The organism is Pseudomonas sp. R4-35-07 (assembly GCF_003852235.1).
Taxonomy (GTDB): Bacteria; Pseudomonadota; Gammaproteobacteria; order Pseudomonadales; family Pseudomonadaceae; genus Aquipseudomonas.
On sequence record NZ_CP027732.1, the window covers coordinates 385,915 to 411,252 of the forward strand.

The 25,338-nt window shown below is 58.3% G+C and carries 15 protein-coding genes, 1 tRNA gene and 1 pseudogene; 12 read left to right on the forward strand and 5 right to left on the reverse strand.

The window, feature by feature from the left end; translation table 11 throughout:
- Positions 1-31: 31 nt before the first annotated feature.
- From C4J89_RS01655 to C4J89_RS01680, 5 genes are all read left to right on the forward strand, one after another.
- Complete coding sequence (locus tag C4J89_RS01655; protein ID WP_124413577.1) at positions 32-9,733, forward strand: filamentous hemagglutinin N-terminal domain-containing protein; 9,702 nt, start codon at positions 32-34, stop codon at positions 9,731-9,733.
- 518 nt (positions 9,734-10,251) lie between these two features.
- Entirely contained in the window at positions 10,252-10,806 is a 555-nt protein-coding gene (locus C4J89_RS01665; protein WP_124413579.1) for a hypothetical protein, read from the forward strand.
- Positions 10,807-10,956: 150 nt separating this feature from the next.
- The gene (locus C4J89_RS01670; RefSeq protein WP_124413580.1) at positions 10,957-11,739 is read left to right on the forward strand and encodes a hypothetical protein; all 783 of its coding nucleotides are present in this window, start codon (positions 10,957-10,959) and stop codon (positions 11,737-11,739) included.
- A gap of 132 nt (positions 11,740-11,871) precedes the next feature.
- Positions 11,872-13,065 carry an IS4 family transposase gene (locus C4J89_RS01675; RefSeq protein WP_124413581.1) on the forward strand — a complete coding sequence of 398 codons (1,194 nt, stop codon included), beginning with the start codon at positions 11,872-11,874 and terminating at the stop codon, positions 13,063-13,065.
- 130 nt (positions 13,066-13,195) lie between these two features.
- Positions 13,196-13,900, forward strand: coding sequence for a hypothetical protein (locus tag C4J89_RS01680; protein ID WP_124413582.1), 705 nt, complete (start codon positions 13,196-13,198; stop codon positions 13,898-13,900).
- Between the two features lie 571 nt (positions 13,901-14,471).
- Here C4J89_RS01680 and C4J89_RS01685 read toward each other — a convergent pair.
- The 5 genes and pseudogenes from C4J89_RS01685 to C4J89_RS01705 all read right to left on the reverse strand — a co-directional run bounded on the left by C4J89_RS01685 (position 14,472) and on the right by C4J89_RS01705 (position 19,040).
- Positions 14,472-15,142: pseudogene (locus C4J89_RS01685) on the reverse strand (hypothetical protein).
- A 169-nt stretch (positions 15,143-15,311) separates the two neighbouring features.
- A tRNA-Phe gene (locus C4J89_RS01690) sits at positions 15,312-15,387 on the reverse strand.
- Between the two features lie 103 nt (positions 15,388-15,490).
- Complete coding sequence (locus C4J89_RS01695; RefSeq protein WP_124360851.1) at positions 15,491-15,763, reverse strand: oxidative damage protection protein; 273 nt, start codon at positions 15,761-15,763, stop codon at positions 15,491-15,493.
- A complete protein-coding gene (gene mutY / locus C4J89_RS01700; RefSeq protein ID WP_124360852.1) occupies positions 15,760-16,827 on the reverse strand; it encodes an A/G-specific adenine glycosylase in 1,068 nt (355 codons plus the stop codon). The genes C4J89_RS01695 and mutY overlap by 4 nt, the downstream gene beginning before the upstream one ends.
- Entirely contained in the window at positions 16,824-19,040 is a 2,217-nt protein-coding gene (locus C4J89_RS01705; RefSeq protein WP_124413583.1) for an AsmA family protein, read from the reverse strand. Before C4J89_RS01705 ends, mutY begins: the two co-directional genes overlap by 4 nt.
- 324 nt (positions 19,041-19,364) lie before the next feature.
- Here C4J89_RS01705 and C4J89_RS01710 point away from each other — a divergent pair, with 324 nt between their 5' ends.
- The 7 genes from C4J89_RS01710 to C4J89_RS01740 all read left to right on the forward strand — a co-directional run bounded on the left by C4J89_RS01710 (position 19,365) and on the right by C4J89_RS01740 (position 25,311).
- Positions 19,365-21,026, forward strand: a complete 1,662-nt coding sequence (locus C4J89_RS01710) for an OFA family MFS transporter (RefSeq protein ID WP_124360854.1) — start codon at positions 19,365-19,367, stop codon at positions 21,024-21,026.
- Between the two features lie 279 nt (positions 21,027-21,305).
- Positions 21,306-21,899: an imidazoleglycerol-phosphate dehydratase HisB gene (hisB, locus tag C4J89_RS01715; RefSeq protein ID WP_003237513.1), complete on the forward strand. Its 594-nt coding sequence runs from the start codon at positions 21,306-21,308 to the stop codon at positions 21,897-21,899.
- Complete coding sequence (hisH, locus tag C4J89_RS01720; RefSeq protein ID WP_124413584.1) at positions 21,899-22,537, forward strand: imidazole glycerol phosphate synthase subunit HisH; 639 nt, start codon at positions 21,899-21,901, stop codon at positions 22,535-22,537. Before hisB ends, hisH begins: the two co-directional genes overlap by 1 nt.
- Positions 22,538-22,798 carry a DUF2164 domain-containing protein gene (locus tag C4J89_RS01725; protein ID WP_122305409.1) on the forward strand — a complete coding sequence of 87 codons (261 nt, stop codon included), beginning with the start codon at positions 22,538-22,540 and terminating at the stop codon, positions 22,796-22,798.
- A 90-nt stretch (positions 22,799-22,888) separates the two neighbouring features.
- Entirely contained in the window at positions 22,889-23,638 is a 750-nt protein-coding gene (gene hisA / locus C4J89_RS01730) for a 1-(5-phosphoribosyl)-5-[(5-phosphoribosylamino)methylideneamino]imidazole-4-carboxamide isomerase (protein WP_124413585.1), read from the forward strand.
- Positions 23,639-23,721: 83 nt separating this feature from the next.
- The gene (gene hisF / locus C4J89_RS01735; RefSeq protein WP_003171107.1) at positions 23,722-24,492 is read left to right on the forward strand and encodes an imidazole glycerol phosphate synthase subunit HisF; all 771 of its coding nucleotides are present in this window, start codon (positions 23,722-23,724) and stop codon (positions 24,490-24,492) included.
- 63 nt (positions 24,493-24,555) lie between these two features.
- A complete protein-coding gene (locus C4J89_RS01740; RefSeq protein WP_124413586.1) occupies positions 24,556-25,311 on the forward strand; it encodes an ABC transporter substrate-binding protein in 756 nt (251 codons plus the stop codon).
- Positions 25,312-25,338 lie beyond the last annotated feature (27 nt).

Genomic DNA, 25,338 nt, shown 5'->3' on the forward strand with positions numbered 1-25,338 from the left:
TTCAACGCCCCGCTGCAATGAGAACCTGACAATGGACGTTCGCCAATTCGCCTTCCTGGCCCGCCAACCTTCTGCCGCCCTGAAGCCGCGCAACGCGTTCTTCGGCCTGCCCAAGCGCGGGCTGGCGTTGATCCTCGCCAACGCGCTGTTCTGGCAGCCGCTGCTGGCCCAGGCCGAGGGCATCGTGGTCAGCGCGCCAGGCACCACGGTGGGTGCGGCGGGCAATGGCGTGCCGGTGGTGAACATCGCCACGCCCAACGGCGCGGGCTTGTCCCATAACCAGTTCCAGCAGTACAACGTCGGCCCCAACGGCGTGATCCTCAACAACGCCACCGGCACCGTGGTCAACACCCAGCTGGGCGGCTACATCGTCGGCAACCCCAACCTCAAGGGCGGCGCGGCCAGCGTCATCCTCAACGAAGTCAACGGCGGCAGCGCCAGCCAGTTGCGCGGTTATACCGAAGTGGCGGGGCAGTCGGCCAAGGTCATCGTCGCCAACCCGTACGGGATTACCTGCAGCGGCTGTGGCTTTATCAACACGCCGAACGTGACACTCACCACCGGCAAACCGGTGCTCGACCCGACCGGCCAGCTGAAAAGCTACCAGGTCGACGGCGGCGCCGTGACCATCGACGGCGAAGGCCTGAACGCCAGCAACGTCGACCGCTTCGACATCATCACCCGCTCGGCCAAGATCAACGCGCAGATCAACGCGCGCGAACTCAACGTGATCGCCGGGCGCAACGACGTCGATGCGCAAAGTCTGAACACCACCCCACGCGCTGATGACGGCAGCGCCAAACCGGAGCTGGCGATCGACTCGTCGGCCCTGGGCGGTATGTACGCCGGTGCGATCAAACTGGTGGGCACCGAGGCCGGTGTGGGCGTGAAGCTCGACGGCACGCTGGCGGCCAGTGGTGGGGATATCCAGCTCGATGCCAATGGGCGCTTGAGCATGGTCAATGCCAAGGCCAGCGAAGCGGTGGTGATCAAGGCCGACCAGCTTGATGCCACGGGCGCGATCTACGCGGGCACCCGTATCGACGCGCACACCACCACAGGCTTGAGCAACCAGAAAAGCCTCGCCGCGCGCGACAGCATCAGCCTGACCAGCAGCGGGCAGGTGATCAACAACGGCATCATCGAAGCCGGCGTGAATGGCGATGAAAGCCGCAATGCCAGCGGCGACGTCAACCTGACGGCGGCGAGTTTGCAAAACACCCAAAGCGTGGTCGCCAGTCGCACCCTGATGGTGACCGCTGCGCAGACCCTGAATAACCAGGGCGGCACATTGAGCGGTGTGAACACCGTGGTCAGCGCAGGCCAGCTCGATAACCGGGGCGGCCGGGTTCTGGGGGCCGAGGCGCTCAAAGTCAACGCCACCGGCCTGGATAACCGCGCGGCTGGCTTGGTGCACAGCGATAACAGCACCGACGTTACGGTGACGGCTGCCCTGGATAACCAGAACGGCCGAGTGATCGGCCTCAAGCGCCTGACGCTCAACGCCGGGCAATTGACCAACGATAATGGCTTGGTCGCCAGCCAAGAGCAGGCCCAGGTAACCGCCGGAGCGTTGAGCAACCGAGCCGGCGAAATCTCCGCCCAGCAAACCACCCTAAGCGCCACGTCGCTGGATAACCGTTCCGGCAAACTGCTGGGCAGCCAACTCAACGTGACCGCCAGCGGCGCCATTGATAACCGCCTGGGGATTTTCTCCGCCACCAGCCTGCTGACGGTGCAAGCCGCGAGCCTGGATAACAGCGACCAAGGCGCCGTCGCCAGCCAGGGCAACCTGACCGCGACCATCGCCGGGCTGTTCGACAATCACAATCAAGGCAACCTGGTCAGCCAAGGGGCCCAGCAGGTTCGGGTCGGGCAGCTGAACAACGCCCAGGCTGGACTGGTATCGAGTAAAACCACCCTGGCGCTGCACGGCGATACCCTGGCCAACCAGAGCGGCCAGGTGATCGCCGATGGGGCATTGACCCTGACCGGCGGTAGCGTCGACAACAGCAATGGCGGCCAACTGAGTAGTCATAGCCGGTTGACGCTCAATGCCAACCAACTCGACAACAGCGCCGGTCGGATCAGTGCCAAGGGTGATCTGCAGGCCACCGTCGGCGTGCTCAACCAGCAAGCGGGTGAGCTGGTCAGCGAAGGCGCGCTGAGCCTTACTGGCACCTCGGTGGACAACCGCAACGGCGGTTTCATCGCCGCCACCAACGGCGTTGATTTGCGCAGCCAGAGCGTGCTCAACCAGCAAGGCGAGATCTCCAGCCAGGCCAAGGTGCTGCTGGTGGCCGACCAGTTGAACAACAATGCTGGCAAGGTGATTGGTGACAGCGGCTTGAGCCTGACCGTGCAACGCCTGCTCAACCAGAGCAAAGGCCTGCTGGCGGGGCGCGACGGCCTCGTGCTGAACGGCGGTCAACTGGATAACAGCCTGGGCGGCCGCATCACCAGCCAGAAAGACCTGAATATCAACCTGAGCGGCGACCTGCTCAACCATGACCAGGGCACCTTGCTCAGTGAAGGCACGTTAACGGTCAAGGCTGGCACGCTGGACAACCGCCAGGGCGGTATTCTGTCCGCCGCCAACGCCCTGTCGATCACAACGGACGGCCAACTGAACAATCAGGCGGGCAAGCTGCTGGCCGATGGCGCGGCCACGCTGGTGAGCGCTGCGCTGAACAACAGCCAGGGCGGTGTGATCAGCGCCAAGCAACAGGTTGACGTGCGCAGTGCTGGGCTGGACAACAGCCAGCGCGGCAGCATCAGCAGTGACGCCGGCATCACCCTGAATGCCGGGCAACTGGACAACAGCCAGCAAGGTTCGATCTTCGCCAAGTCAACCGTCAAGGCCACCCTGACCGGGCTGGACCAACATGATCGTGGCGAGTTGGTCAGCGATACCCACATCGATCTGGACTTGAACCACGGGCAACTGATCAACCGCGACCACGGCCTGATTGCGACCCCCGGCCAATTGCTGCTGAGCAACCTGGGCAGCGTCGACAACAGCCAGGGCGGCGAGATTTCCAGCACCCAGTCCTTCCTGTTGACGGCCGACGCGCTGAACAACCGGGGCGGCAAAGTCATCAGTGGCGACAGCCTTCAGGTGCGCATCGCCAAGGCGCTGGATAACAGCGTTGAAGGTGTGTTGTCTGCCAAGAACCTCTTGCAGGTCGACGCAGGCAGCCTGGACAACCAGGCCGGCGGCGCCCTCGCCAGCCGTGGCGCGCTGGACCTGAAGGTCACAGGCCTTCTGGACAACCATAACCAGGGGCTGATTTCTGCTGCCACTGCCCTGACTGCAACGTCGGGCACATTGAACAACAGTGACAAGGGCCGGCTTTCTGCCGGCACGTTCCACACCCTTAATACCGGCGCACTGAATAACTCCCAGGGCGGGCAACTGGTCAGCGATGGCAGCCTGACAATCACCGCCGCCAATGTGGATAACCGCAGTGGCGTGATCGGCAGCCAGCACGCCTTGAACCTGACCGTCGCCAACCTCGACAACGGCGCGGGCCTGATCAACAGTCAAAGCGACCTCACCCTGGCGGGCCAGCGTGTGGACTCAAGCCGGGACGGTGAAATCTCGTCCAAGGGCGACTTGAAACTCACGATCCAGAAGCTGATCCAGCGCCAGGGCCGCTTGATCGGCGAGCGCGCCGTGAGCCTCGATCTGCAAGGCGGTGATCTGGACAACAGCGCGGGCTTGATCAGCGCCAAAGGGCCGTTGACCTTCGCGCGCCTGGCCAACCTGAACAACCGCGAACAAGGCGAAATCTCCAGCCAGACGGCATTCAGCGTGGCGGCCAAGCGCATCGACAACGGCGATCGCGGGGTCATCCTCAGTGCCGATCAATTGCGTCTCGAAGCCGATGCCGTGGTCAACGCTGACAAGGGTTTGATCTCTGGCTGGAATGGCCTGACCGTCGTCGGCGGCAGCCTGGACAACAGCGCCGAAGGCACGTTGTCGAGCAAGAGCGGCATCTTGCAAACCACGCTTACCGGCGCGTTGGATAACCACGCGGCAGGTGCCCTGGTCAGCCAGGGCAAGCAAACCATCAGCGCGGCCAGCCTGAACAATGATCAAGGGATCATTTCCGGCCAGGCGGATGTCAGCCTCACCGTCGCCGGGCGCCTGGACAACAGCAACGGCGGCTTGATTTCTGCCGGTCAGCACCTGGACTTCAACCATGCCCAGAGTGAAATCCTCAACCGTGGCGGCCAGATCAGTGCTGCCAGCATCACCCTGATTGGCCAAAGCCTGGACAACAGCGCAGGTCAACTGATCAGCCAGGGCACTCTGGAAGGTACCCTCAGCGGTGCGCTGATCAACGCCAACAACGCCCGCCTGGCCAGTGGCGCAGCCTTGCTGCTGAACGCGTCGAGCCTGGATAACCGGGGCGGCCAACTGGTCAGCCAGGACCGACTCGACCTGACCCTCGCCGATGATCTGGATAACCGCGACAAAGGCACCCTCGCCAGCCAGAAAGACCTGGTGATCAAGCTGTTGGCCGGTGACATCAACAACCAGCAGGACGGCCTGATTTTCAGCCAGAAGGGCAAGCTTGATCTGGCTGCGCGTACCCTGAATAACCAGAAAGGCACGCTGCAAAGCCAAGCCGATAACCGGCTACGCCTCAGTGGCGCCCTGAACAACCAGGGTGGCCGGGTCGACAGCCTCAGTGGCAACCTGGACCTGGAAGCAGCCAGTGTGGCCAACACCGCCGGCGGCATACTCAACAGCAGCAAGGGCTGGATCAAACTGGTCAGCGGCCTGTTCGACAACGGCAGCGGGATCACCCAGGCGCAATCGCTGGACATCACCGCCAACGGCGGCTTGCTCAACCAACTGGGGCACCTCTCGGCCCTGGCCGGTGAAAACCGTATCGTCACCAGCAGCTTTAATAACCAGGGTGGCGGTGTGTATGCCGACACCTTGCTCAAAGTCACGGCCCAGGATTTCGATAACCAGGGCACGGCTGCCGGCAACGGCGGCAAGGTCGGCGCGCGCACCATCGACTTCGGCCTGACAGGCACCCTGAGCAACCGCTTTGGCCTGATCGAAAGCGACGAAACCCTGGGCCTCACCGCGCAAACCATCAGCAACGTGGGCGGTACCCTGCGGGCCATGGGCCGCAGCGGTTCCACCCGCATCAGCACACAGGGGCTGTTCGATAACCGCCTGGGTGCGCTGGAAAGCGCCAACGAAGAACTCAACCTGCAAGCGGCCAGCCTGGACAACAACGGCGGGCGCATCGTGCACACCGGCAGCGGCACATTCGACCTGACTTCCGACCAGGTCACCCGAGCCGGCGGCAGCTTCATCACCAGCGGCCAACTGGACATCACGGCCGCCAAGTGGACCAACAGCAGCGTGATTCAGGCTGCACGCCTGAACCTCGACATCGGCGAGTTCACCCAGACCGCCAGCGGCCAGTTGCTGGGCGCACAAAGCCTGACCGGCATCGGCGGCACCTGGACCAACGAAGGCCTGCTGGCCAGTGACGGCATCCTCAACCTGACACTGACCGGTGGCTACAGCGGCAATGGTCGGGTCAGCAGCCTGGGCGCCATGAGCCTTACCAGCGCCCGCATGGACCTCGGCGATAACGCACGCATTGCCGGTGGTGCACTTACCCAGATCAACAGCACCACCCTGAACAATCGCGGACGCCTGACCGCCATCGGCGACCTGACCGTCAACGCCACCACCTTGAACAATTACGGCACCCTGGGCGGCGCTGGAAAGGTCCGCCTGAACGCCACTCACCTGCTCAACGACAAGGGCCTGATCTTCAGCGGCAACGACATGACGTTGCGTGTCAGTGATTTCAGCAACCGCTATGGCGACGTCTACAGCCTGGGCGGCCTGGACATCGCTCGCGACGACGCCAATGGGCGCAGCGCCCTGATCGAAAACGTCTCCGGCACCCTGGAAAGCACCGGCAACATGCGTTTGCTGGCCGACACCCTGAGCAACCGTCGCGACCAATTCAGCACCGAAATGAAACTGGTGTCGGGCAGCTTCGACACCTACTACGACGACTTCTGTGACGGCAAGGGCTGTGAAGTGCACTTCCGCTCGGTTGAGCGCTACGAGGACGTCGTCACCGGCAGTTCCCCCACGGCGTACATCTCGTCGGGCGCAGGCCTGACCGTTGGCGCGCAAACCGTCGACAACCTCTACAGCTCCATCTCGGCTGCGGGCAATATCCAGATCGATACCGGTGTACTGAACAACACAGGCGCGGCAGGTGGCGAGGATCGTCACTTCGACTCGGAGTTCTATACCCGCAACGACAGCGTCTACAACACGTTCATCATCCGCAGGAACCAGTTCAACCTCTACAACAACCCCAACTCGGCCGACTACCGTCCCGGCGAAATGACCATCGCCAAGCTGAGGGACGGGATCGGTAACTTCTACAACGATTCCAGCTATGTCGTCGCCACCGCCGGACGTGTGATTGCCCCCGCTGTTATTCAGGCGGCTGGATCAGTCACCGTTAACGCTACGCAGCAAATCAACAACAGCGTGATCCGCGCTAACGCCACGGATATCAATACGCCGGCGCAAAACCGCAATACCAACTCCGACGTGTTTGCCTCCACGGTCAAACCGGCGATCACCGCGCAACTGCCGCCGGACCTTGCCCAGCGCCAGGTCAACCCGGTGACCTTGCCCGGCTTCAGTTTGCCGACCAGTCAGAACGGCTTGTTCCGCCTCAGCGGCCAGGCCGCGAAAGCCGGCGCAGCGGGTAAAACCGCTACCGGCAGCGGTGACTTCAGCGTGAACGGGCGAGTGGTCAGCGCCGCCGAGCGCGAGAAAACCCTCGACTACAGCGCCGTGCAAGAGCGCGGCTTCAGCCTCGATGGCCAGCCGGTCAGCGGCGCGGTCAACGGCCAGGGCCCGCTGGTGCTGGACGGCCGCGCGCCTTCGGTCACCCGCGTGCAGGGTGTGCCGGACATTGCCCCGGTGGATAACAGCCACAAATACCTGATCGAAACCAACCCGGCGCTCACCGACCTCAAGCAGTTCATGAGCTCCGACTACCTGCTCGGCAAACTCGGCTACAACCCCGACGCCAGCTGGAAGCGTCTGGGCGACGGCCTCTACGAGCAACGCCTGATCCGCGAAGCCGTGGTGGCGCGTACCGGCCAGCGCTATATCAACGGCATCGCCAGCGACGACGCGCTGTTCCGCTACTTGATGGACAACGCCATCTCCTACAAGGACTCGCTCAACCTGCAGCTCGGCGTGTCGCTCACCGCCGAACAAGTGGCGGCGTTGACCCACGACATCGTCTGGATGGAAGAGGCCGAGGTCAACGGGGAAAAAGTCCTGACCCCGGTGTTATACCTGGCCCAGGCCAACAACCGCCTGGCGCCCAACGGTGCGTTGATCCAGGGCCAGGATGTCAGCCTGATCAGCGGCGGCGACCTGCACAACAGCGGCACCCTGCGCGCCACCAACAACCTGAGCATGGTCGCGGGCAACATCGACAACAGCGGCCTGATGCAAGCCGGCAACCGCCTGGAAATGCTCGCCACCGACTCGATCCGCAACAGCCGTGGCGGCATCATCACCGGTCGCGACATCAGCGCCACGGCGGTGACCGGCGACATCATCAACGAGCGCACCGTCACCACCTTCAAGCGCGACGGCGAGAAATTCCAACTGCGCGACGACGTGGTCAGCGATGCCTCGCGCTTCGAAGCAACCGATACCCTGCGGCTTAACGCCGGCCGGGATGTGCTCAACGTAGGCAGCAATCTAAAGGCTGGCGGCAACGCCAGCGTGACCGCAGGCCGCGACGTAGTGATCGCCAGCCAGACCGAAGAAGACAGCGCCGCCTACCAGCGCCGCCGGGTCAAAAGCACCGAGCAAACCCTGCTGCAACACGGCTCCAGCGTGGAGGTGGGCGGCAACCTCGCCATCGACGCCCGACGCGACATCGCCGTGGTCGCCAGCACCGTCAGCGCAGCCAAAGACCTCAGCGTCAAAGCCGGCGAAAACCTGACCCTGGCCGCCGCCGCCAACGAACAACACGACTACTCCAAAGGCAAAAAAGGCGACACCAAAACCACCACCCAACTGGACAGCGTCACCCAACAAAGCGCCGAACTCAAAGCCGGCGGCGACCTGATCGCCGTGGCCGGCACCGACCTGACCCTGGTCGCCAGCAAAATCAGCGCGGGCAACGAAGCCTACGTGCATGCCGACAACGAACTGCAACTGCTCGCCGCACAAGACAGTAATTATTCGCTGTATGACATGAGCAAGAAAGGCGGGTGGGGCAGCAAGAAGACTCAGCGGGATGAAGTGACCGATGTGAAGAACATCGGCAGTGAGATCAAGATTGGGGGAGACCTGACGCTGGAAAGTGGTGGGAATCAGAAGTATCAGGCGGCGAAGCTCGACAGTGGCGGGGATATAGCGATTGTCAGTGGTGGGGCGGTGACGTTTGAAGCGGTGAAGGATTTGCATCAGGAGAGTCATGAGAAGAGTAAAAGTGACTTGGCGTGGAACAGTGCCAAGGGGAAGGGAAATACTGATGAGACGTTGCGTCAGACGGAAATAGTGGCGCAGGGAAAACTAGCCATTCAGGCTGTGAATGGGCTGAAGATCGATCTCAAGAAAATCGACCAGCGCTCCGTCAGCGAGACTATCGACGTCATGGTCAAAGCAGACCCGCAACTGGCTTGGCTGAAAGAGGCCGAGAAACGCGGAGATGTGGATTGGCGCAAAGTGCAGGAAATGCATGACTCGTTCAAGTACAGCCATTCCAGTCTTGGGCAGGGCGCGATGCTGGCGATCATTATTGTGGTTACCGCGCTGACAGCGGGTGCCGCCAGTGGGGCGTTAGGTGCAGCGGCAGGCGCTGGTGCCGGATCGGGCACCGCAATGGCTGCGGCGGGTAGCTCTGCGATGGTTACAGCAGGTACAGCGGTCGGGACGGCTGCGGCTGGATGGGGGAACGTTATGATCACCACGGCCTTATCCTCAATGGCAGGCACGGCGGCTGCGAGCACCATCAATAACAAAGGCAATCTCGGTCAGGTATTCAAGGACGTCACCAGCGAAGATAGCCTGAAGGGCTATGCAACCGCCTCCGTGATCGCTGGTTTTGGTGCAGCGTTTACCGACGGGTGGGGTAGAGAGTTGACGTCCGAAGGCAACTATAAAACAGTGAGTTACGCTGAGCGTGTCAAAGCCTACACTGCCAATACCGCATTGAAAGGGGCACTGAGTGGGAAGGATAAGGATTCTTGGATGACCATTGCCGGGACTGGGGCGTTAATGGAAATCTATCAGTATTCGGCTGGACGAGGACCTGATGTTAGACCAGGAGTGGATAGGCAAACTGGAGCCGCATACAAAGTTGGTCCGGATGGTTTTGTACCGATGGAATTAACGGACGGGGTGATGCGAGAGGGCAAGAATATCGGCTTAAATAAAGCAATTGGTTGCGAAGCTTTTTATGCTGTGTGCCATGGAACGCCGATTAGTAACATGTTAAATAATATACCGGGATTCAACGCTTTTGCGGCATTGCACGATGGGTGGATGATTGATTTGGAAGCTTATAAAGGTGCCGAGATGTCCTTGTTTGAAAATTTAGGTAGTATGCCTCCTGCGCTTATCACTAACTATGGCGGCTTATATGACAAGTATCGGCCTCAGATTGAGGCGGAGAAAAAACGTGAGAAAAATTAATTTGATCATAATGGCTTTGATATCTTTGGTCGGATGCGCGCCCTCGCGTTCGGCATGGGTATCAAGCAAGGATGGGTGGGTGGGGACGAGTTTTGAGTCCCATGTGTATAGTATTTGCTCGCGTACACCGCATACTTGCGTGGAGCCTTTTTGGTCACCTGCCGTTAATAGTGAGAAGTTTGATAATATAGTCAATGAAGTAGGAGGGCGGCGATACTATATTACATGGATAAGGGAGTGTCGTTATTCCGTTCTTGTATCTCCAGAAGGAAAGATTGTTTCGTGGCGATATGAAACTGATAATACTAAAAGCTGTTATATTTTCTAATTCTTTTGTAGCGCTGTAAATAGCCAGGAATGAGGGCAGGTCCGAAGACTAGAAAGAGTGCAGATTTTTCTCAGAATAATAAGTCTGTCCCCTTTTTTGCACTAGCAGGTAACGACAGATAAAGGGATTTCATTTATGCAAAAGCGCCTGCGCGATAGGCGTGGTGTACGATTGATTTAGGAAGGTAATCATGACCGTTTTGAAAGTTGAAAAAAAAGATTTGAGTTTTTTGCTTGATAGACTGTCAAGTGTCATTAATTTTAATAAAGACCTGCCGATGAATGTTTTTGTCGGTGGTGGATTTTTATTTTGGTTTTTTGAGAGGCCATTGCTCTGTTATTTTGAGGTTTTTGCAGAGTTGATCTCAAAGAGTGTTTCCAGCTTTAAGTCGGATGTATTTATAAAGTTTTCAGGGGGTGAACCATTGGAGAGTTCTTGCTTTTCCTTAGATGGGAAGGACTTAGAGAGAGATATTCCTTGGTTGAGTAGTAGGTTTGACAATTTTTTTGATGGGGCAGTTGGCTATCCAGTTGTTATATGCGATGGCGCATGCAATTGGGTTGCCTTTGAAAGTGCATGTGAGGAGTTTGGTGTTGTTGCTGTGAAAGAATCGGAGCTTCAAGAGGTTTTTTATGAGTATTTAAACTCCAATTTTATCTCGATGGAGGAGTTGACGGAGCTGGCGGCCGGTTCTTCCGTGGAAGGTAAAATCGCGAAAGCTCTAATTTCTTCCTATTGTAGATAGTTGGTGAAATACAACAGGTTTTGCTGGGAAGGTAGCAGACGATATTCCGGGGAAGCAGCGTCAGACCACAGTTTCAATCTTTAATGGCTTGGTGTTTTTGTTATGCGCAGGCCCCCTTTTTCTATTTTAAGGTAAGGCGAAAAGTTGATAATGATAAGCTCACATCATAAAGCACATGTTTTTAAAAAATTCTTAAAATTAATTACTTATTTAATTGGGTGTTCAGCCCTAACCTTAAGCTGTTTAGTTTTTGCTAACTCCAGCGCATTATTTTCTGATGAAAGCCTTGATATGTATGATGCACCAAAACTAATAGAGGAAGGAAGGTACAAAGAAGCAAAAGCCATACTGATAAAAGAGGAGAAAAGCATAACTGATCTTTCAAGGTTATGTTCTATATACAGCTATATGCTCGGTATATCATCAATTACTGAAAATAAATCAGAGGGGGCAAAATACGCTGAGTTATTTCAAAAGTGTTACTCGGTGGACAGTGACCCATATGTTTTTTTGGGAGTCATGACCCTTTATTTTAAAGGTGAGTACGAGAAGGCGGAACGCATTACGGATAAACTTTTAAATAAGGTAAGTGGTGAATTGATAAAAGGAGGGAAGTCAGACGCTAAAATTTTTATGGATAAAAACTTAGTATCTTCCATGTATAGGCTCAAAGCTTTTATTATATTAAGTCGAGACGAGCCACAAAAGATGAAATATACTGTAGTTTCTTTTGCAGAAAAATCTTATGAGGTTACTCCATTTGGCGATGCTGAAGCTTTTTTGGCTGCTATTTATCAGCTTTATGGTGAGACTAATCTTTCAAAATCACTGTTAGAGAAAAGTGATGGGAGAACCAGTGAAGCACACGCCGCTGATGTAATACTGAATTCGCTTAAGCAGAAAGTAAATAATGCTCCAGGCTTATCTCAATGATACTGGCAAATGGGGTCAGACCCTGAGGGATCCCCGATTTTTCTTACCAAAAATCAAGAAGTTGGAATATTGAAGAGGCCTGCATGAGCCGGCAACTTGGTTTGCACCACACAAAAACAAGAACCCGATCCCATGCAGGCCATCCGATTTTTACACAGAGCGCTCGCTCAAGCACTGCCTTCAATCCATTCTCGCCGCCTGACAACGCTGATGAGTTGTGTCAGTTCGTTACTGCAAGGCCGTCGCCTGACGCTGACAGCGCTGGGACGTTTTATGCCAGGTCAGGCGTATCCAAAACATGCGATCAAGCGAGTGGACCGATTGTTGGGTAATCAACACCTCAGAGCAGAGCGGCCACTGTTCTATTGGGTGATGCTGCGGGCGTTGTTGGGCTCCTTGAAACATCCTTTAATCTTGGTCGACTGGTCTCGAATTGATGCGTCTGGCGACGCCTTTTTGTTGAGAGCCGCGGTCCCGTTTGCGGGACGCTCGTTTCCTATTTATGAAAGCGTTCATGAGCGCGAGAGTTGCCCCAAATATCAAAGTCGCCTGCTCAAAACGTTGGCTGCATTACTACCTGAGGGATGCGTTCCAGTCCTGGTCACTGATGCAGGTTTCCGGCGCCCCTGGATGAAAGCCGTAGCGGCGCAGGGCTGGTATTACGTGGCCCGCATACGAAATCGTGAGCTTTATCGCCGCGAAGAAAATGACTGGCAGCCTGTGAAGAATTTGTACGCTTTAGCCACTTCATCACCTAAGTCGTTAGGCCGTTTCGAGCTGACGCGTAGCGCCCCTCACTTCATCGATTTGTACTGCGTCCGCCATTCAGCCAAGGGTCGTAAGCATCAACGGGTCACCGGCTCAATTGCCAGAAGCAAGCTCAGCCGGCAGTCTGCCAGACGTGAGCGTGAACCGTGGTTGCTTGCCAGCAACCTGAAGCAAGAGGAGTGGAATCCAGCAAAAGTCGTGGCGATTTATAAGCGCCGTATGCAGATCGAAGAAGGCTTCCGAGATGTAAAAAGTGAGCACCTGGGATTGGGCCTGAATCTGCATCGAAGCCATTGTCCCAAGCGCATCGAAGTGTTGTTGTTGATTGCCGCTTTGGCCAACTACCTCATCTTCTTAACGGGGTTGCAGGCACGGGAGAACCAATTGGAGCGGCGCTATCAAAGCAATAGCCTAAAAGAGAGGCGAGTCCTTTCATTGTGGCGATTAGGTTTGGAATACTGGCGCAGTTGCACCGATTTTGGTGGCCGAGAACACTTGGAAATACTGGAGCATGCTCTGCGTGATGAGGTGCATCATCAGGCACAGAGCTTGGCGTAAATTTGTGGGGATCCCTCAGGGTCTGTCCCTATTTTTTCTACAAAATACTAGATGGGTCCACTTTTGCGAGGTGCTTGTAAAAATTAGAATTTTCTTAAGCTCAGTCGCTACTCGGTAAAGGATTAAACCTATGCTATTGAAGGCTGTGTTGCTACTTATTGGTTTTACTGCGGCAGTCTTAAATGCCGAGGCCGAAATAATGCCTGGTGAGGTGGAGTACCAACAAGGAGTAGCTATCCTGAGTGAAACCGACCCTCGGGTAGTCGAGTTGTTGAGATCATTCCATGCAAACAAAAATGCCCGTGATTCTGACGCTCTCATGGATAATTTGCGTAAGAAGAACATGCATGCCGTCCAACGGCTCAGCGAATCTGCTGCGCTCGGCCATCCCGTGGCTCAATATCGGCTTGCGCTCTATTATCAAGCGTACTTGATTCCGGATAGCGAGCAGAAGGTTTGCCAATTATATAAATCGAGCTTGCAGCAAGGGTTTGCGCCAGCTGTGCTGCGTGTAGCCAACGCCTGCATGATTTATACCTTGGGACCAGAATTTATGCCTCTTCTGGAGAAAGCATTTGACCGGATGTCGCAGTTTTCGAGTTACTACCCACAACCGACTGTCTATTTGGAGTGTGGCAAATCAATGCCTACAGATGTTGAACTCCAATGGGGAAGTCAGAATGACTACCTTGCTGAGCTCTATAAGCTCATGGCTAGCCAGTTTGGTCGTGGGGCGGAAATGCCCAAGCGCATTGAGTACCTTGAAAAGGCGCTTGCAACTAATGGTTGCCCTGCTGCGCGAAAAAAGCTGGATATCTATCGGTCACCAAAATAATTCAGTGATGCCTATACAGTGCGCACTTATTATAAAGAACCGGTTCGCGCCAGCGTGCTGCTGCCCGCAAGGTAAGGTAGCTATACGTGGCAAAAAAAAGAGAACGGTTTGGTATTGCGTGGGGAAGGAGACGTATCAAATTGGGAGATTAGTAGGTGAAGCCAAAAACGCTAAGGTGGCACCTATTGGGTACGTTAGTGGTATATTTTTTTCTGGTTTTTTTTGTGGTGGGTATTACCGGTAATTTGCTTGTGGCGACAATCGCATATTTCAAGTTGGGTCATTGGGCGCTTGAGGCTGGCGTTATCAATGCTTCTCTGAAAATAGCTCTTTACTGCGGGGTTCCAGTAGGTGCGGGTATTTGGACGTTGTCATGGTTGAAAGGTCGCACAGACAACAAGAGGCACTAGTATTGGTTGGAAAGGTGATCCAGCCAGTGTTGATGAAATGCCTAATGGCATAACCGACGTGGATCACACTCAAGTTGCCGCTACCAGAGAGGCGGGGACCGACGTTGAAGCTCGTGTTCGTGGATTTGAACAAATGGCAGATCTATTCCGCGATTCGAAGCCTACCTACAACGAAACCCCTCTGGCATCGTAACAGTGTAATTACGCTGCACCCGATCCTGAAAATTCAGATTGCGCAGTCCCTGCTCCACCAAAAAGGCTTCCACCTTGGCGGGCTGGCAGTCGTCGTTGTAGGACGATGCCCTCAGCAAGTACACCGCGCGCTTGCTCGTTTCATCCCGGGCGGTGCCTTGAAGGTGGTGAGGGTGGTGTAACCGGTGCGCTCAGAGGTGCCTACGGGGCCGTAGGTGGTGTTTGGGGTGCTGGTGCAGGTCAGCTGGTCGGTTTTCTTTTTGTTCTTCTTGCACTCGGTGGTGGTGCTGTTTGCCACCTGGCCGTATTCGGTGGCGGTATAGCGGTAGGTGACTTGCTTGCTGTCGACGTCCAGGGTGACGGTCATTTTGATGGGGGTGTGGTTTTTGGGCAGGGTGGTGTCGGTGAAGACATTCTGAAAGCCCTGGTCCTTCATGGCGCTGACCATGTCGCGCAGGTAGTAGCGGGCGTTGAGTGCGTTTTCGTCGCTGCCGCCGGTGGATGTCACCAGTACCGTGGCCTGGCGGTCGAAGTGGTAGTCGGGGTCAGGTGTTGCGTTGATCGCTACGTCCATTTGCGTGGCGCATCCACTGAGCATTGCGGTCAGTAGCAGTAGCGTGCAGAGCAAGAAGCGGGTCATGAAGGAAACCTTACAGCGGCGAATTGGGTAAAGGCTGAACGATCGGGCCCAGCGAAAAAACCCTCAATCGTCTTGCTGCGACACCGTGACGCCGTCAGGTCGGTCGCCATCAAATCGCAGGCAATAAAAAACCCCAAGGAACATGGTTCCTTGGGGTTTTTCGGTATTTTGGTGCCCAGAGACGGAATCGAACCGCCGACACGGGGATTTTCAATCCCCTGCTCTACCGACTGAGCTATCTGGGCAACGGGGCGCATTAAACGGGTTTTTCAGGGGGTCGTCAAGCAAGTTTTCAAAAAATATTTAATTATTACCGTCGCTTACGTGCCGACCCCGGTTTTTGATCAATTATTGAGCAGGCGGAACGTAGCCTTCGGCTTGGGCGTATTCCTCGCCGGAAAAGAACTTGTCCATTTCGCCCTGCAGGTATTTGCGGTCTTCGGCATTCATCATGTTCAAGCGTTTTTCGTTGATGAGCAGGGTCTGGTGTTTTTGCCAGTCGCCCCAGGCTTTGGCGGAGACGTGGTCGTAGATGTCCTGGCCCTTGGCACCCGGAAAAGGGGCGCGTTCGAGTGCGGGCAGTTCTTCTTTGTACTTGCGGCACATGATGGTGCGGGTCATGACGACTCTCCTGCGTTCAATACTTCAGCCGCGCGCTTCAGCAGTTTTTTTACCGGGGCGGCAAGGCCCAGGCGCGGCGGGGTGGCGAGGTTATACCAGAGCCAGTCGGCCTCGGCCACGTGATGGGCGCTTTCCTCGACCTGGACCAGCCAGGGTTCGATGGCCAGCTGGAAGTGGCTGAAGGTGTGGATCAGCCCCGGCAGTTCCTGGTGCTTGCCCAATGCCAGTGCGTGCTGGTTGGCCAGATGATCGAGGTCTTCCAGGTCGTCCAGCTCCGGCAGGCTCCACAACCCCCCCCACAGTCCCGTGGAGGGGCGACGGTAAAGCAGGATCGCGCCTTCGGCATTGGCCAGCATCGGCATCAGTGTGCGTTTCTGCGGGATGGTCTTGCGTGGCTTGGGGATCGGGTAGCGCGTTTCCAGGCCGAGCATGTGCGCTTCGCAGCCTTTTTCCAGCGGGCACAGCAGGCAGCTGGGTTTGCTGCGGGTACAAAGTGTTGCGCCCATGTCCATCATCGCCTGGGTGTAGGCGTTGACGCGGTCATGGGGCGTGAAGCGCTCTGCGGTGGCCCACAGCTGTTTGGCGACCTTGGGTTCGCCTGGGTAGCCCTCTTGCGCGGTAAAGCGTGCCAGCACGCGTTTTACGTTGCCGTCGAGGATCGGCGCGCGCAGGCCCATGCTCAGGCTGGCGATCGCTCCGGCGGTGGACAGGCCGATGCCGGGCAGCTCGGTGAGCTTTTCGACATCCCTGGGAAACTCGCCACCGTAGTCGGCTACCACGATCTTTGCGGTTTTTTGCAGGTTACGCGCCCGGGTGTAGTAGCCCAGGCCGGTCCACAGGTGCAGCACTTCGTCTTCCGGCGCGGCGGCCAGGGCTTCGACCGTCGGCAGGGACGCCATGAACCGGTCGAAGTAATTGAGCACGGTGCTGACCTGAGTCTGTTGCAGCATGATTTCCGACACCCACACCCGGTAAGGCGTGATGCCTTGTTGCCAGGGCAGGTCGTGGCGACCATGGCGGTCGTACCAGTCGAGTACCGCCGCTGAAAACTGCTCGTTTCTCATCGGTTGAACAAGCCTTTCAGTGCGTCTTTGAGCTTTGGATTCACTTTGTCGAGCTTCTCTTCGAGCTTCTCGTTAAGACGGTTGCCCGCCGCCTTGATGGCGACCTGGCCAAGCCCGTCCTTGTCCAGGCGGCAGGCCTTGGCGCCCAGTTCCAGCGGGCCACGGCAACGCAGCGGCACTTCGATGCCCTGGAAGTTGGCGCCGACCTGGCAGGCCGGGTCCGGCACGTCGCGCTGATCGCCTTCGACGATGATGCCCACGCGGTAGTCCATGCCCAGCACGCGCAGGTCGACATCGCCATCGCCGTTGAGCGTCAGCCCTGGAATGCGCACCTTCAGGTCAGGGTTACTGGCCACGCCATTGCGGAACGTCAGGTTGCCGCGCAGTTCCTGGAAGGGCGTGTCCTTGCCTTGTGGCGTGGTGCTCAGGGTCTTGCGGTTGAGCAGGGCGATACCGGTACACAGTTGCTGCTCGATGTTGGCGTTGAGCAACACACCGTTGTTGATCACGACGTTGGCGGTACCGTTGAGGCTGTCGATCAGGGCCTTCTGGCTGTTGCCTCGACCACTCAGGTTGCTGTCGAGGGTGATCAGGCCTTTGACCGGCGGGGTTTTCCCCTGGGCCTGCAGGATGCGTTCGACGGGCACCTGCTTGATATGGCTTTGCAGCGCCAGCAGCGGGATGTCCTGGCGCACGTCGAGGCTGCCGTTGGCCTGGAATGTACCGTTGTAGAGGCCGCCGCTGAGGCTGTCGAGCTTGAGCTGGCCGTCGATGCCGGAGGCTTTCAATACTGCATTCTGGATTGGCAACTGGCTCAAGGTCAGCTGACCAAAGGCGAGGTCTGCGTTCACATCCAGGCTGCGCAGGCGGGTCAGCGGCAGCAGTTTGTCACTGCTCCAGGCGCCCTTGGTCGGTGCTTCCGGTAGCGGAGTGCTACCGCCGGCGGCCATCGCCCCGGCTTCGCTGCTCTGCACTTCGGCCTGGCGTGCGGCGGTGGCGCCTTTGGCGGCTTCGGATTTGGCCGGCAGGTAATTGTCGGCGTTGAAGGTATCGCCCTTGAGTTGCACGCGCAGGGACTGTTTGGCGAAATCATCCACGGCGACGCGACCGGTGAAGGTGCTGCCGTCGAGTTTCAGGTTGAGGTCTTCCAGCGCAACGCTGGTCGGGGTGCCTTGGAGGCGGCTGACCAGTTCGACTTTGCTCAGGCTATCCGGCGCCATGGCCGGCAGCGGGTGGCCGACGCTTTCCAGAAACTTGGCCAGGTCGAACTGGGCGACCGACAACGCGCCGCTGACCTGCGGGGTTTTGTCCAGGTCATTGACCCGCAGTTCGCCCAAGGCGCGCAGTTGGTTGGCCGAGAGTTTCAGGTTGGTCCATTCGGCGAAGTTGGCCGCCAGGTCCACCAGCACCTGGCCCTGGGTGGAGAAGGTCAGGGTCTTGCCTTGCAGGGGCTCGCCGGTAGCTTCGCCACTCAGGCGCATGTCTTCGAACTGGTAGCGCTTGAGGGCGCGTTGGATGCGTAGATTGCCGTTCAGCTCGGTCTTGAGCCGCATGACCGGTTGGTTGCTGCCCAGGAACGCGGTGAGTTTCAGCGGGATGTTGGCGCCTTCGTGGATCGCGCCGGCACTGAGCTGGATGCTTTCGGCGCTGAACTGCTTGCCAGTCTGTTCATCGTTGTATTCAACGCGGGCGTTGTTGATGGTCAGGCTGTCGATGTCCAGGCGGATCGGCTGCGGCGGTTTTTCCGGCTTGGTTTCAGCAACCGGCTCGACCGGCGCGGGAGCGGGGGTACCCGTGGGTTCATCGGGCAGGTTCTTGCCGATGTCTTCCCAGTTGCCGTGGCCGTTCTTGTCGCGGTTGAGGCGCAGGTTCAGGCCTTCTACGCGCACATCGCTCATCTGCACTTCGCGGCGCAGCAGCGGCAGCACGCGTACCGACAGGCCGAGCATCTGCAGGTCGGCGAACGGTTGGGTCGGGTTGGTCAGGGTCGCCACCCCGGCTTCGTGCAGCTCCAGGCCCAGCCAGGGGAACAGGCTCCAGCCGATGTCGCCATTGAGCGTCAGCTCGATGTGGGCTTTGTCGCGGGCAATCTGGCGAATTTCTTCTTTGTAGTCGTTGGGATCGAAGAGGTGGGTCAGGGCAAAGCCGAGAGCCACAATGATCAGCAACAGCCCGAGAAATACCAGACCCAGGATTTTGCCGAACGCTTTCATGGGCGAGTCCTTGTATGTCGATTTCAAAATTTAGCCGCAGAGTATAACGCCCGACGGCCTGCATCAGTTCGTGGATCGTTACATTGTATCTACGACCGCCGAAACAAGATTCTGGCGTCAAAAAAAACCGATTTGCTGAAAAAAGTGATGTCACTTTGGTTTTTCTCGCGCCTGCAAGTGCTAATCTCTGCGCGTTCGTGCGCCTTCTGCGACCTATCGTCGCGCCAAAATGGAGTTTCACCCAAAAAAACGGTCACGCTTTGCGTGCAAGGCCGAGGGGGAGAGCGCCTGACGGACGCATACCAATAACTGGGGGAAACACCAATGAGCACTAGCACTGCGGCCGATATCAACGCCGCACAGCCTGCGTTCCTGTCCAAGGAGCGCATTATCGCCAAGCCCGGCTTCAACCGCTGGCTGGTTCCGCCGGCCGCCCTGGCCATTCACCTGTGCATCGGCATGGCCTACGGTTTCTCGGTGTTCTGGTTGCCGCTGTCCAAGGCGCTGGGTATCACTGCGCCGGTCGCCTGTGCGCCGGACATGGGCTTCATCGCCCAAGTCTTTTCGTCCCAATGCGACTGGCCCATCTCCATGCTGGGCTGGATCTACACCCTGTTCTTCATCTTCCTGGGCTGCTCGGCAGCAATCTGGGGCGGCTGGCTGGAACATGCCGGGCCACGCAAGGCCGGTGTCGTATCGGCACTGTGCTGGTGTGGTGGCCTGCTGATCTCGGCCTTGGGTATCTATACCCACCAGATCTGGCTGATGTGGATCGGTTCCGGGGTCATTGGCGGTATCGGCCTGGGCCTGGGCTATATCTCGCCGGTATCGACCCTGATCAAGTGGTTCCCGGACAAGCGCGGCATGGCCACCGGCATGGCGATCATGGGCTTCGGTGGCGGCGCGATGGTCGGTGCACCGCTGGCCGCAGCACTGATGGGCCACTTCGCTTCGCCGACCAGCGTGGGCGTATGGCAGAGCTTTTTGGTGATGGCTGCGATTTACTTCGTGTTCATGATCGGCGGCGCACTCTCGTATCGCGTGCCGCCGACCGGCTGGAAGCCTGAGGGCTGGACCGCGCCGGCGAAAAAAGCCAGCAACGCGATGATCACTCACCGTCATGTACATGTGAACGTGGCGTGGAAAACCCCGCAATTCCGTCTGGTATGGCTGGTGCTGTGCCTGAACGTGTCGGCCGGTATCGGCATCCTCGGCATGGCGTCGCCACTGCTGCAGGAAGTGTTCGGCGGCAAGCTGCTGGGTGTGGATGTGCCGTTTGGTCAGCTGGATGCCGGGCAACTGGCGTCGATTGCAGCCATCGCGGCAGGCTTCACCGGGTTGTTGAGCCTGTTCAACATCGGTGGCCGGTTCTTCTGGGCGTCGTTCTCCGACTACCTGGGCCGTAAAAACACCTACTTCGTGTTCTTCGCCCTGGGCTTTGCCCTGTACGCGCTGATCCCGAACCTGGGGCACCTGGGCAACGTGGCGCTGTTCGTGGCGGCGTTCTGCATCATCCTGTCGATGTACGGCGGTGGTTTTGCGACGGTGCCGGCTTACCTGGCCGACCTGTTCGGTACGCAAATGGTCGGCGCGATCCATGGTCGCCTGTTGACCGCCTGGGCTGCGGCCGGCGTGCTGGGCCCGGTGTTGGTGAACTACCTGCGTGAATATCAGCTGAGCATCGGCGTCGAGCGCGCTGCGGCCTACGACATCACCTTGTACATCCTCGCTGGCCTTCTGGTGCTGGGCTTTATCTGCAACCTGCTGGTGCGTCCGGTCGCTGACAAGTACTTCATGACCGACGCCGAACTTGCCGCCGAACAGGCGCTGGGCCATGACAAAGGTGCTGATGCCAGCACTTCCCTGGAGTGGAAAGCGGCTCCCGGCACCGTGCCCATGGCGATCGCCGCCTGGCTGGTGGTGGGCATTCCGCTGGCGTGGGGTGTGTGGGTGACCCTGCAGAAGACGGCTGTACTGTTCCACTAACACTGCAAAACCTTTGTGCCTGATCGTTCCCGCGCTTCGCGTGGGAATGCATCCCGTGACGCTCCGCGTTACCAGCGCGCAGGCTCTGAGTCTTACACCCGTTGGCGGGACGCGGAGCGTCCCAGGCGGCATTCCCACGCAGAGCGTGGGAATGATCTTCGCGCACCATGCTGGGGCGCTTTGATCAACTCGTCAGTCTTATCCCCTCCGATGTTTCTGTTTAGCGCCCGCGCCCCTATAATGGCTGCCTTTTTCGCCCAATGATTTGCGGAGCTGGTGATGGTCGAACGTATGGCGTCCGTCGAGCGCGACACTCTGGAAACCCAGATCAAAGCCTCGATCAACCTGGATGGCACCGGAAAGGCCCGATTTGATATCGGTGTCCCTTTTCTTGAGCACATGCTGGACCAGATCGCCCGTCACGGGCTGATCGACCTGGATATCGTCAGCAAGGGCGACCTGCATATCGACGACCACCACACGGTGGAAGACGTAGGCATCACCCTCGGCCAGGCATTTGCCAAGGCCATCGGCGACAAAAAAGGCATTCGTCGCTACGGCCACGCCTATGTCCCGCTGGATGAAGCGCTGTCGCGCGTAGTCATCGACTTCTCCGGCCGCCCAGGCCTGCAGATGCACGTGCCCTACACCCGCGCCACCGTGGGCGGCTTTGATGTCGACCTGTTCCAGGAATTCTTCCAAGGTTTCGTCAACCACGCACTCGTCAGCCTGCACATCGACAACCTGCGCGGCACCAACACCCACCACCAGATCGAAACCGTGTTCAAGGCCTTTGGCCGCGCGCTGCGCATGGCCGTCGAGCTCGATGACCGCATGGCCGGGCAAATGCCGTCGACCAAGGGCGTTTTGTAATGCAGACGGTCGCGGTTATCGATTACGGCATGGGTAACCTGCACTCGGTGGCCAAGGCCCTCGAGCACGTAGGGGCCGGCAAGGTGCTGATCACCAGCGATGCCAGCGTGATTCGCGAAGCCGACCGCGTGGTGTTCCCCGGCGTGGGCGCGATTCGCGACTGCATGGCCGAGATCCGTCGTCTGGGTTTTGACAGCCTGGTGCGTGAAGTCAGCCAGGACCGCCCGTTCCTCGGCATTTGCGTGGGTATGCAAGCCTTGCTCGACAGCAGTGAAGAGAACGATGGCGTTGACTGCATCGGCCTGTTCCCAGGCCAGGTGAAGTTCTTTGGCAAGGGCCTGCATGAAGACGGCGCCCACCTGAAAGTCCCGCACATGGGCTGGAACGAAGTGAGCCAGAGCGTGGATCACCCGCTGTGGCACGAAGTGCCGGACATGGCGCGCTTCTACTTCGTGCACAGCTACTACATCGCCGCCGGTAAACCGGAGCAGGTGGTGGGTGGCGGGCACTACGGCGTCGACTTCGCCGCCGCGCTGGCCGACGGTTCGCGCTTTGCCGTGCAGTTCCACCCGGAGAAGAGCCATACCCATGGCCTGCAATTGCTGCAGAACTTTGCCGCGTGGGACGGTCGCTGGTAAATGGCCAAGAAGCCCAAGCCGCCGATCTTGAACCTCACGCCCGAGCAGGAGCGTGAGGCTACCGACAAGATCAAGCGCTTCATGGAGGACCGCTTCGAGCTCAAGCTGGGCTCGTTCGAGGTCGCCGAGATTCTTGAGCTGTTCACCACCGAAGTGGCGCCGCACTATTACAACAGGGCGATTTTCGATACGCAGACGCTCCTTAAAGAAAGGTTCGAAAGCATCGAAAGCGACTTGTGGTCGCTTGAAAAGAGCAGCTGAGAGCGTCAAGCCCCAAGCTGCAAGAATTGATACGCGTGCTTGCTTGCAGCTTATAGCTTGCAGCTTGCAGCTCTTTGACGAAGGAAAAGCATGCTCATTATCCCCGCTATCGATCTCAAGGACGGCGCCTGCGTACGTCTGCGCCAAGGCCGCATGGAAGATTCCACCGTGTTCTCCGATGACCCGGTGAGCATGGCTGCCAAATGGGTGGAAGGGGGCTGCCGTCGTCTGCATCTGGTGGACTTGAACGGCGCCTTCGAAGGCCAGCCGGTCAATGGCGAGGTGGTTACCGCCATCGCCAGGCGCTACCCGAACCTGCCGATCCAGATCGGCGGTGGCATCCGTTCCCTGGAAACCATCGAGCACTACGTCAAGGCCGGCGTGAGCTACGTAATCATCGGCACCAAGGCCGTGAAAGACCCGGCCTTCGTTGCCGAAGCCTGCCGCGCCTTCCCAGGCAAAGTGATCGTGGGCCTGGACGCCAAAGACGGCTTCGTCGCCACCGACGGCTGGGCGCAGATCAGCACCGTGCAAGTGATCGACCTGGCCAGGCAGTTCGAAGCCGACGGCGTGTCCGCCATCGTTTATACCGACATCGCCAAAGACGGCATGATGCAAGGCTGCAACGTGCCGTTCACCGCAGCGCTGGCGGCGGCGACGAAGATTCCGGTGATTGCGTCCGGTGGTATCCACAACCTGGGCGATATCAAGTCGCTGCTGGACGCCAAGGCGCCTGGCATCATCGGCGCCATCACCGGCCGCGCGATCTACGAGGGCACGCTGGATGTGTCCGAAGCTCAAGCTTTTTGTGATGGCTACGCGGCCAGCTCCAAGTCGTAAGCTACAAGCGGCAAGTAAAAGCAGATCCGCTTCTACTTGCCGCTTGCAGCTCAAAGCTTGCAACTCTTATCGGAGATAAGCCTATGGCGCTGGCCAAACGCATCATCCCTTGCCTGGACGTCGACAACGGTCGCGTGGTCAAGGGCGTCAAGTTCGAGAACATCCGGGATGCCGGCGACCCGGTGGAAATCGCCCGTCGCTACGATGAGCAAGGTGCCGACGAAATTACCTTTCTCGACATCACCGCCAGCGTCGACGGCCGCGACACCACCTTGCACACCGTCGAGCGCATGGCCAGCCAGGTGTTTATCCCGCTGACCGTGGGCGGCGGCGTGCGCACCGTGCAGGACATCCGCAACCTGCTCAATGCCGGCGCGGACAAGGTCTCGATCAATACCGCCGCGGTGTTCAACCCGGAATTCGTTGGCGAGGCCGCGCAGCACTTCGGCTCGCAGTGCATCGTGGTTGCCATCGACGCCAAGAAAGTCTCCGGCCCTGGCGAAACCCCGCGTTGGGAGATCTTCACCCATGGCGGGCGCAAGCCCACCGGTTTGGACGCGGTGGAATGGGCGATGAAAATGGAAGGCCTGGGCGCGGGTGAAATCCTGCTGACCAGCATGGACCAGGACGGCATGAAAAACGGCTTCGACCTGGGCGTGACGCGCGCCATCAGCGACGCGCTGGGCATCCCGGTGATCGCTTCCGGCGGGGTCGGCAACCTGCAGCACCTGGCCGATGGCGTCATTGAAGGCCACGCCAGCGCGGTGCTGGCGGCGAGTATTTTCCACTTCGGCGAATACACGGTCCCCGAGGCCAAGGCCTACATGGCCGCGCGCGGTATCGTCGTTCGCTAAACGCTGGACACCATGGCAGGCTCGCGGCACTCTCTGCGCTTGCCATGGATTCCGGTAGCCTTCATGTTCAAACACCTGCTGCTCGCCCTCGCCAGTTTCTCCATGCTCATGGTGGCTACGGCACACGCCGAAGAATCGTCTGACGCCTCCCTGGTGTTGCTGACGGAAAATTTCCCGCCCTACAACATGGCGAAAAACGGCAAGAATTTCGCCAAGGACGAGAACATCGAAGGCATCGCCGTGGACATTGTGCGTGAAACCTTCAAGCGCGCCGGCATTTCCTACAATCTCACGTTGCGGTTTCCTTGGGAGCGAATCTACAAACTCGCCCTGGAAAAACCTGGCTATGGCGTGTTCGTCATGGCGCGTTTGCCGGACCGTGAAGCGCTGTTCAAGTGGGTCGGCCCGATCGGCCCGGACGACTGGGTGCTGCTGGCCAAGGCTGACAGCAAGATCCAGCTCGACGGCCTTGAGCAGGCGCGCCGCTACAGGATTGGCGCCTACAAGGGCGATGCCATTGCCCAGAGCCTGGACAAGCAGGGGCTCAAGCCGATTGTCGCCTTGCGTGACCAGGATAATGCGCAAAAGCTCATGGAGGGCCAGATAGACCTGTGGGCCACCGGCGATCCTGCTGGCCGTTACCTGGCGCGGCAGGTGGGGGTGAACGGGCTCAAGACCGTACTGCGCTTCAACAGTGCGCAGCTTTACTTGGCGTTGAACAAGGAGGTGCCGGATGAATTGGTGGCCAGGCTTCAGGCCGCGCTGGATGAATTACGCAAGAGCGGTCGAGTAGACGAAATCATGGCGCGTTACCTCTAAAGGTTGCAGTTCCCATGTGCAGCGCAG

Coding starts and splice junctions, on each gene's coding strand:
- C4J89_RS01655 (WP_124413577.1), top strand. CDS start 32: ATGGACGTTCGCCAATTCGCCTTCCTGGCCCGCCAACCTTCTGCCGCC.
- C4J89_RS01665 (WP_124413579.1), top strand. CDS start 10,252: ATGACCGTTTTGAAAGTTGAAAAAAAAGATTTGAGTTTTTTGCTTGAT.
- C4J89_RS01670 (WP_124413580.1), top strand. CDS start 10,957: ATGATAAGCTCACATCATAAAGCACATGTTTTTAAAAAATTCTTAAAA.
- C4J89_RS01675 (WP_124413581.1), top strand. CDS start 11,872: ATGCAGGCCATCCGATTTTTACACAGAGCGCTCGCTCAAGCACTGCCT.
- C4J89_RS01680 (WP_124413582.1), top strand. CDS start 13,196: ATGCTATTGAAGGCTGTGTTGCTACTTATTGGTTTTACTGCGGCAGTC.
- C4J89_RS01695 (WP_124360851.1), bottom strand. CDS start 15,763: ATGACCCGCACCATCATGTGCCGCAAGTACAAAGAAGAACTGCCCGCA.
- mutY (WP_124360852.1), bottom strand. CDS start 16,827: ATGAGAAACGAGCAGTTTTCAGCGGCGGTACTCGACTGGTACGACCGC.
- C4J89_RS01705 (WP_124413583.1), bottom strand. CDS start 19,040: ATGAAAGCGTTCGGCAAAATCCTGGGTCTGGTATTTCTCGGGCTGTTG.
- C4J89_RS01710 (WP_124360854.1), top strand. CDS start 19,365: ATGAGCACTAGCACTGCGGCCGATATCAACGCCGCACAGCCTGCGTTC.
- hisB (WP_003237513.1), top strand. CDS start 21,306: ATGGTCGAACGTATGGCGTCCGTCGAGCGCGACACTCTGGAAACCCAG.
- hisH (WP_124413584.1), top strand. CDS start 21,899: ATGCAGACGGTCGCGGTTATCGATTACGGCATGGGTAACCTGCACTCG.
- C4J89_RS01725 (WP_122305409.1), top strand. CDS start 22,538: ATGGCCAAGAAGCCCAAGCCGCCGATCTTGAACCTCACGCCCGAGCAG.
- hisA (WP_124413585.1), top strand. CDS start 22,889: ATGCTCATTATCCCCGCTATCGATCTCAAGGACGGCGCCTGCGTACGT.
- hisF (WP_003171107.1), top strand. CDS start 23,722: ATGGCGCTGGCCAAACGCATCATCCCTTGCCTGGACGTCGACAACGGT.
- C4J89_RS01740 (WP_124413586.1), top strand. CDS start 24,556: ATGTTCAAACACCTGCTGCTCGCCCTCGCCAGTTTCTCCATGCTCATG.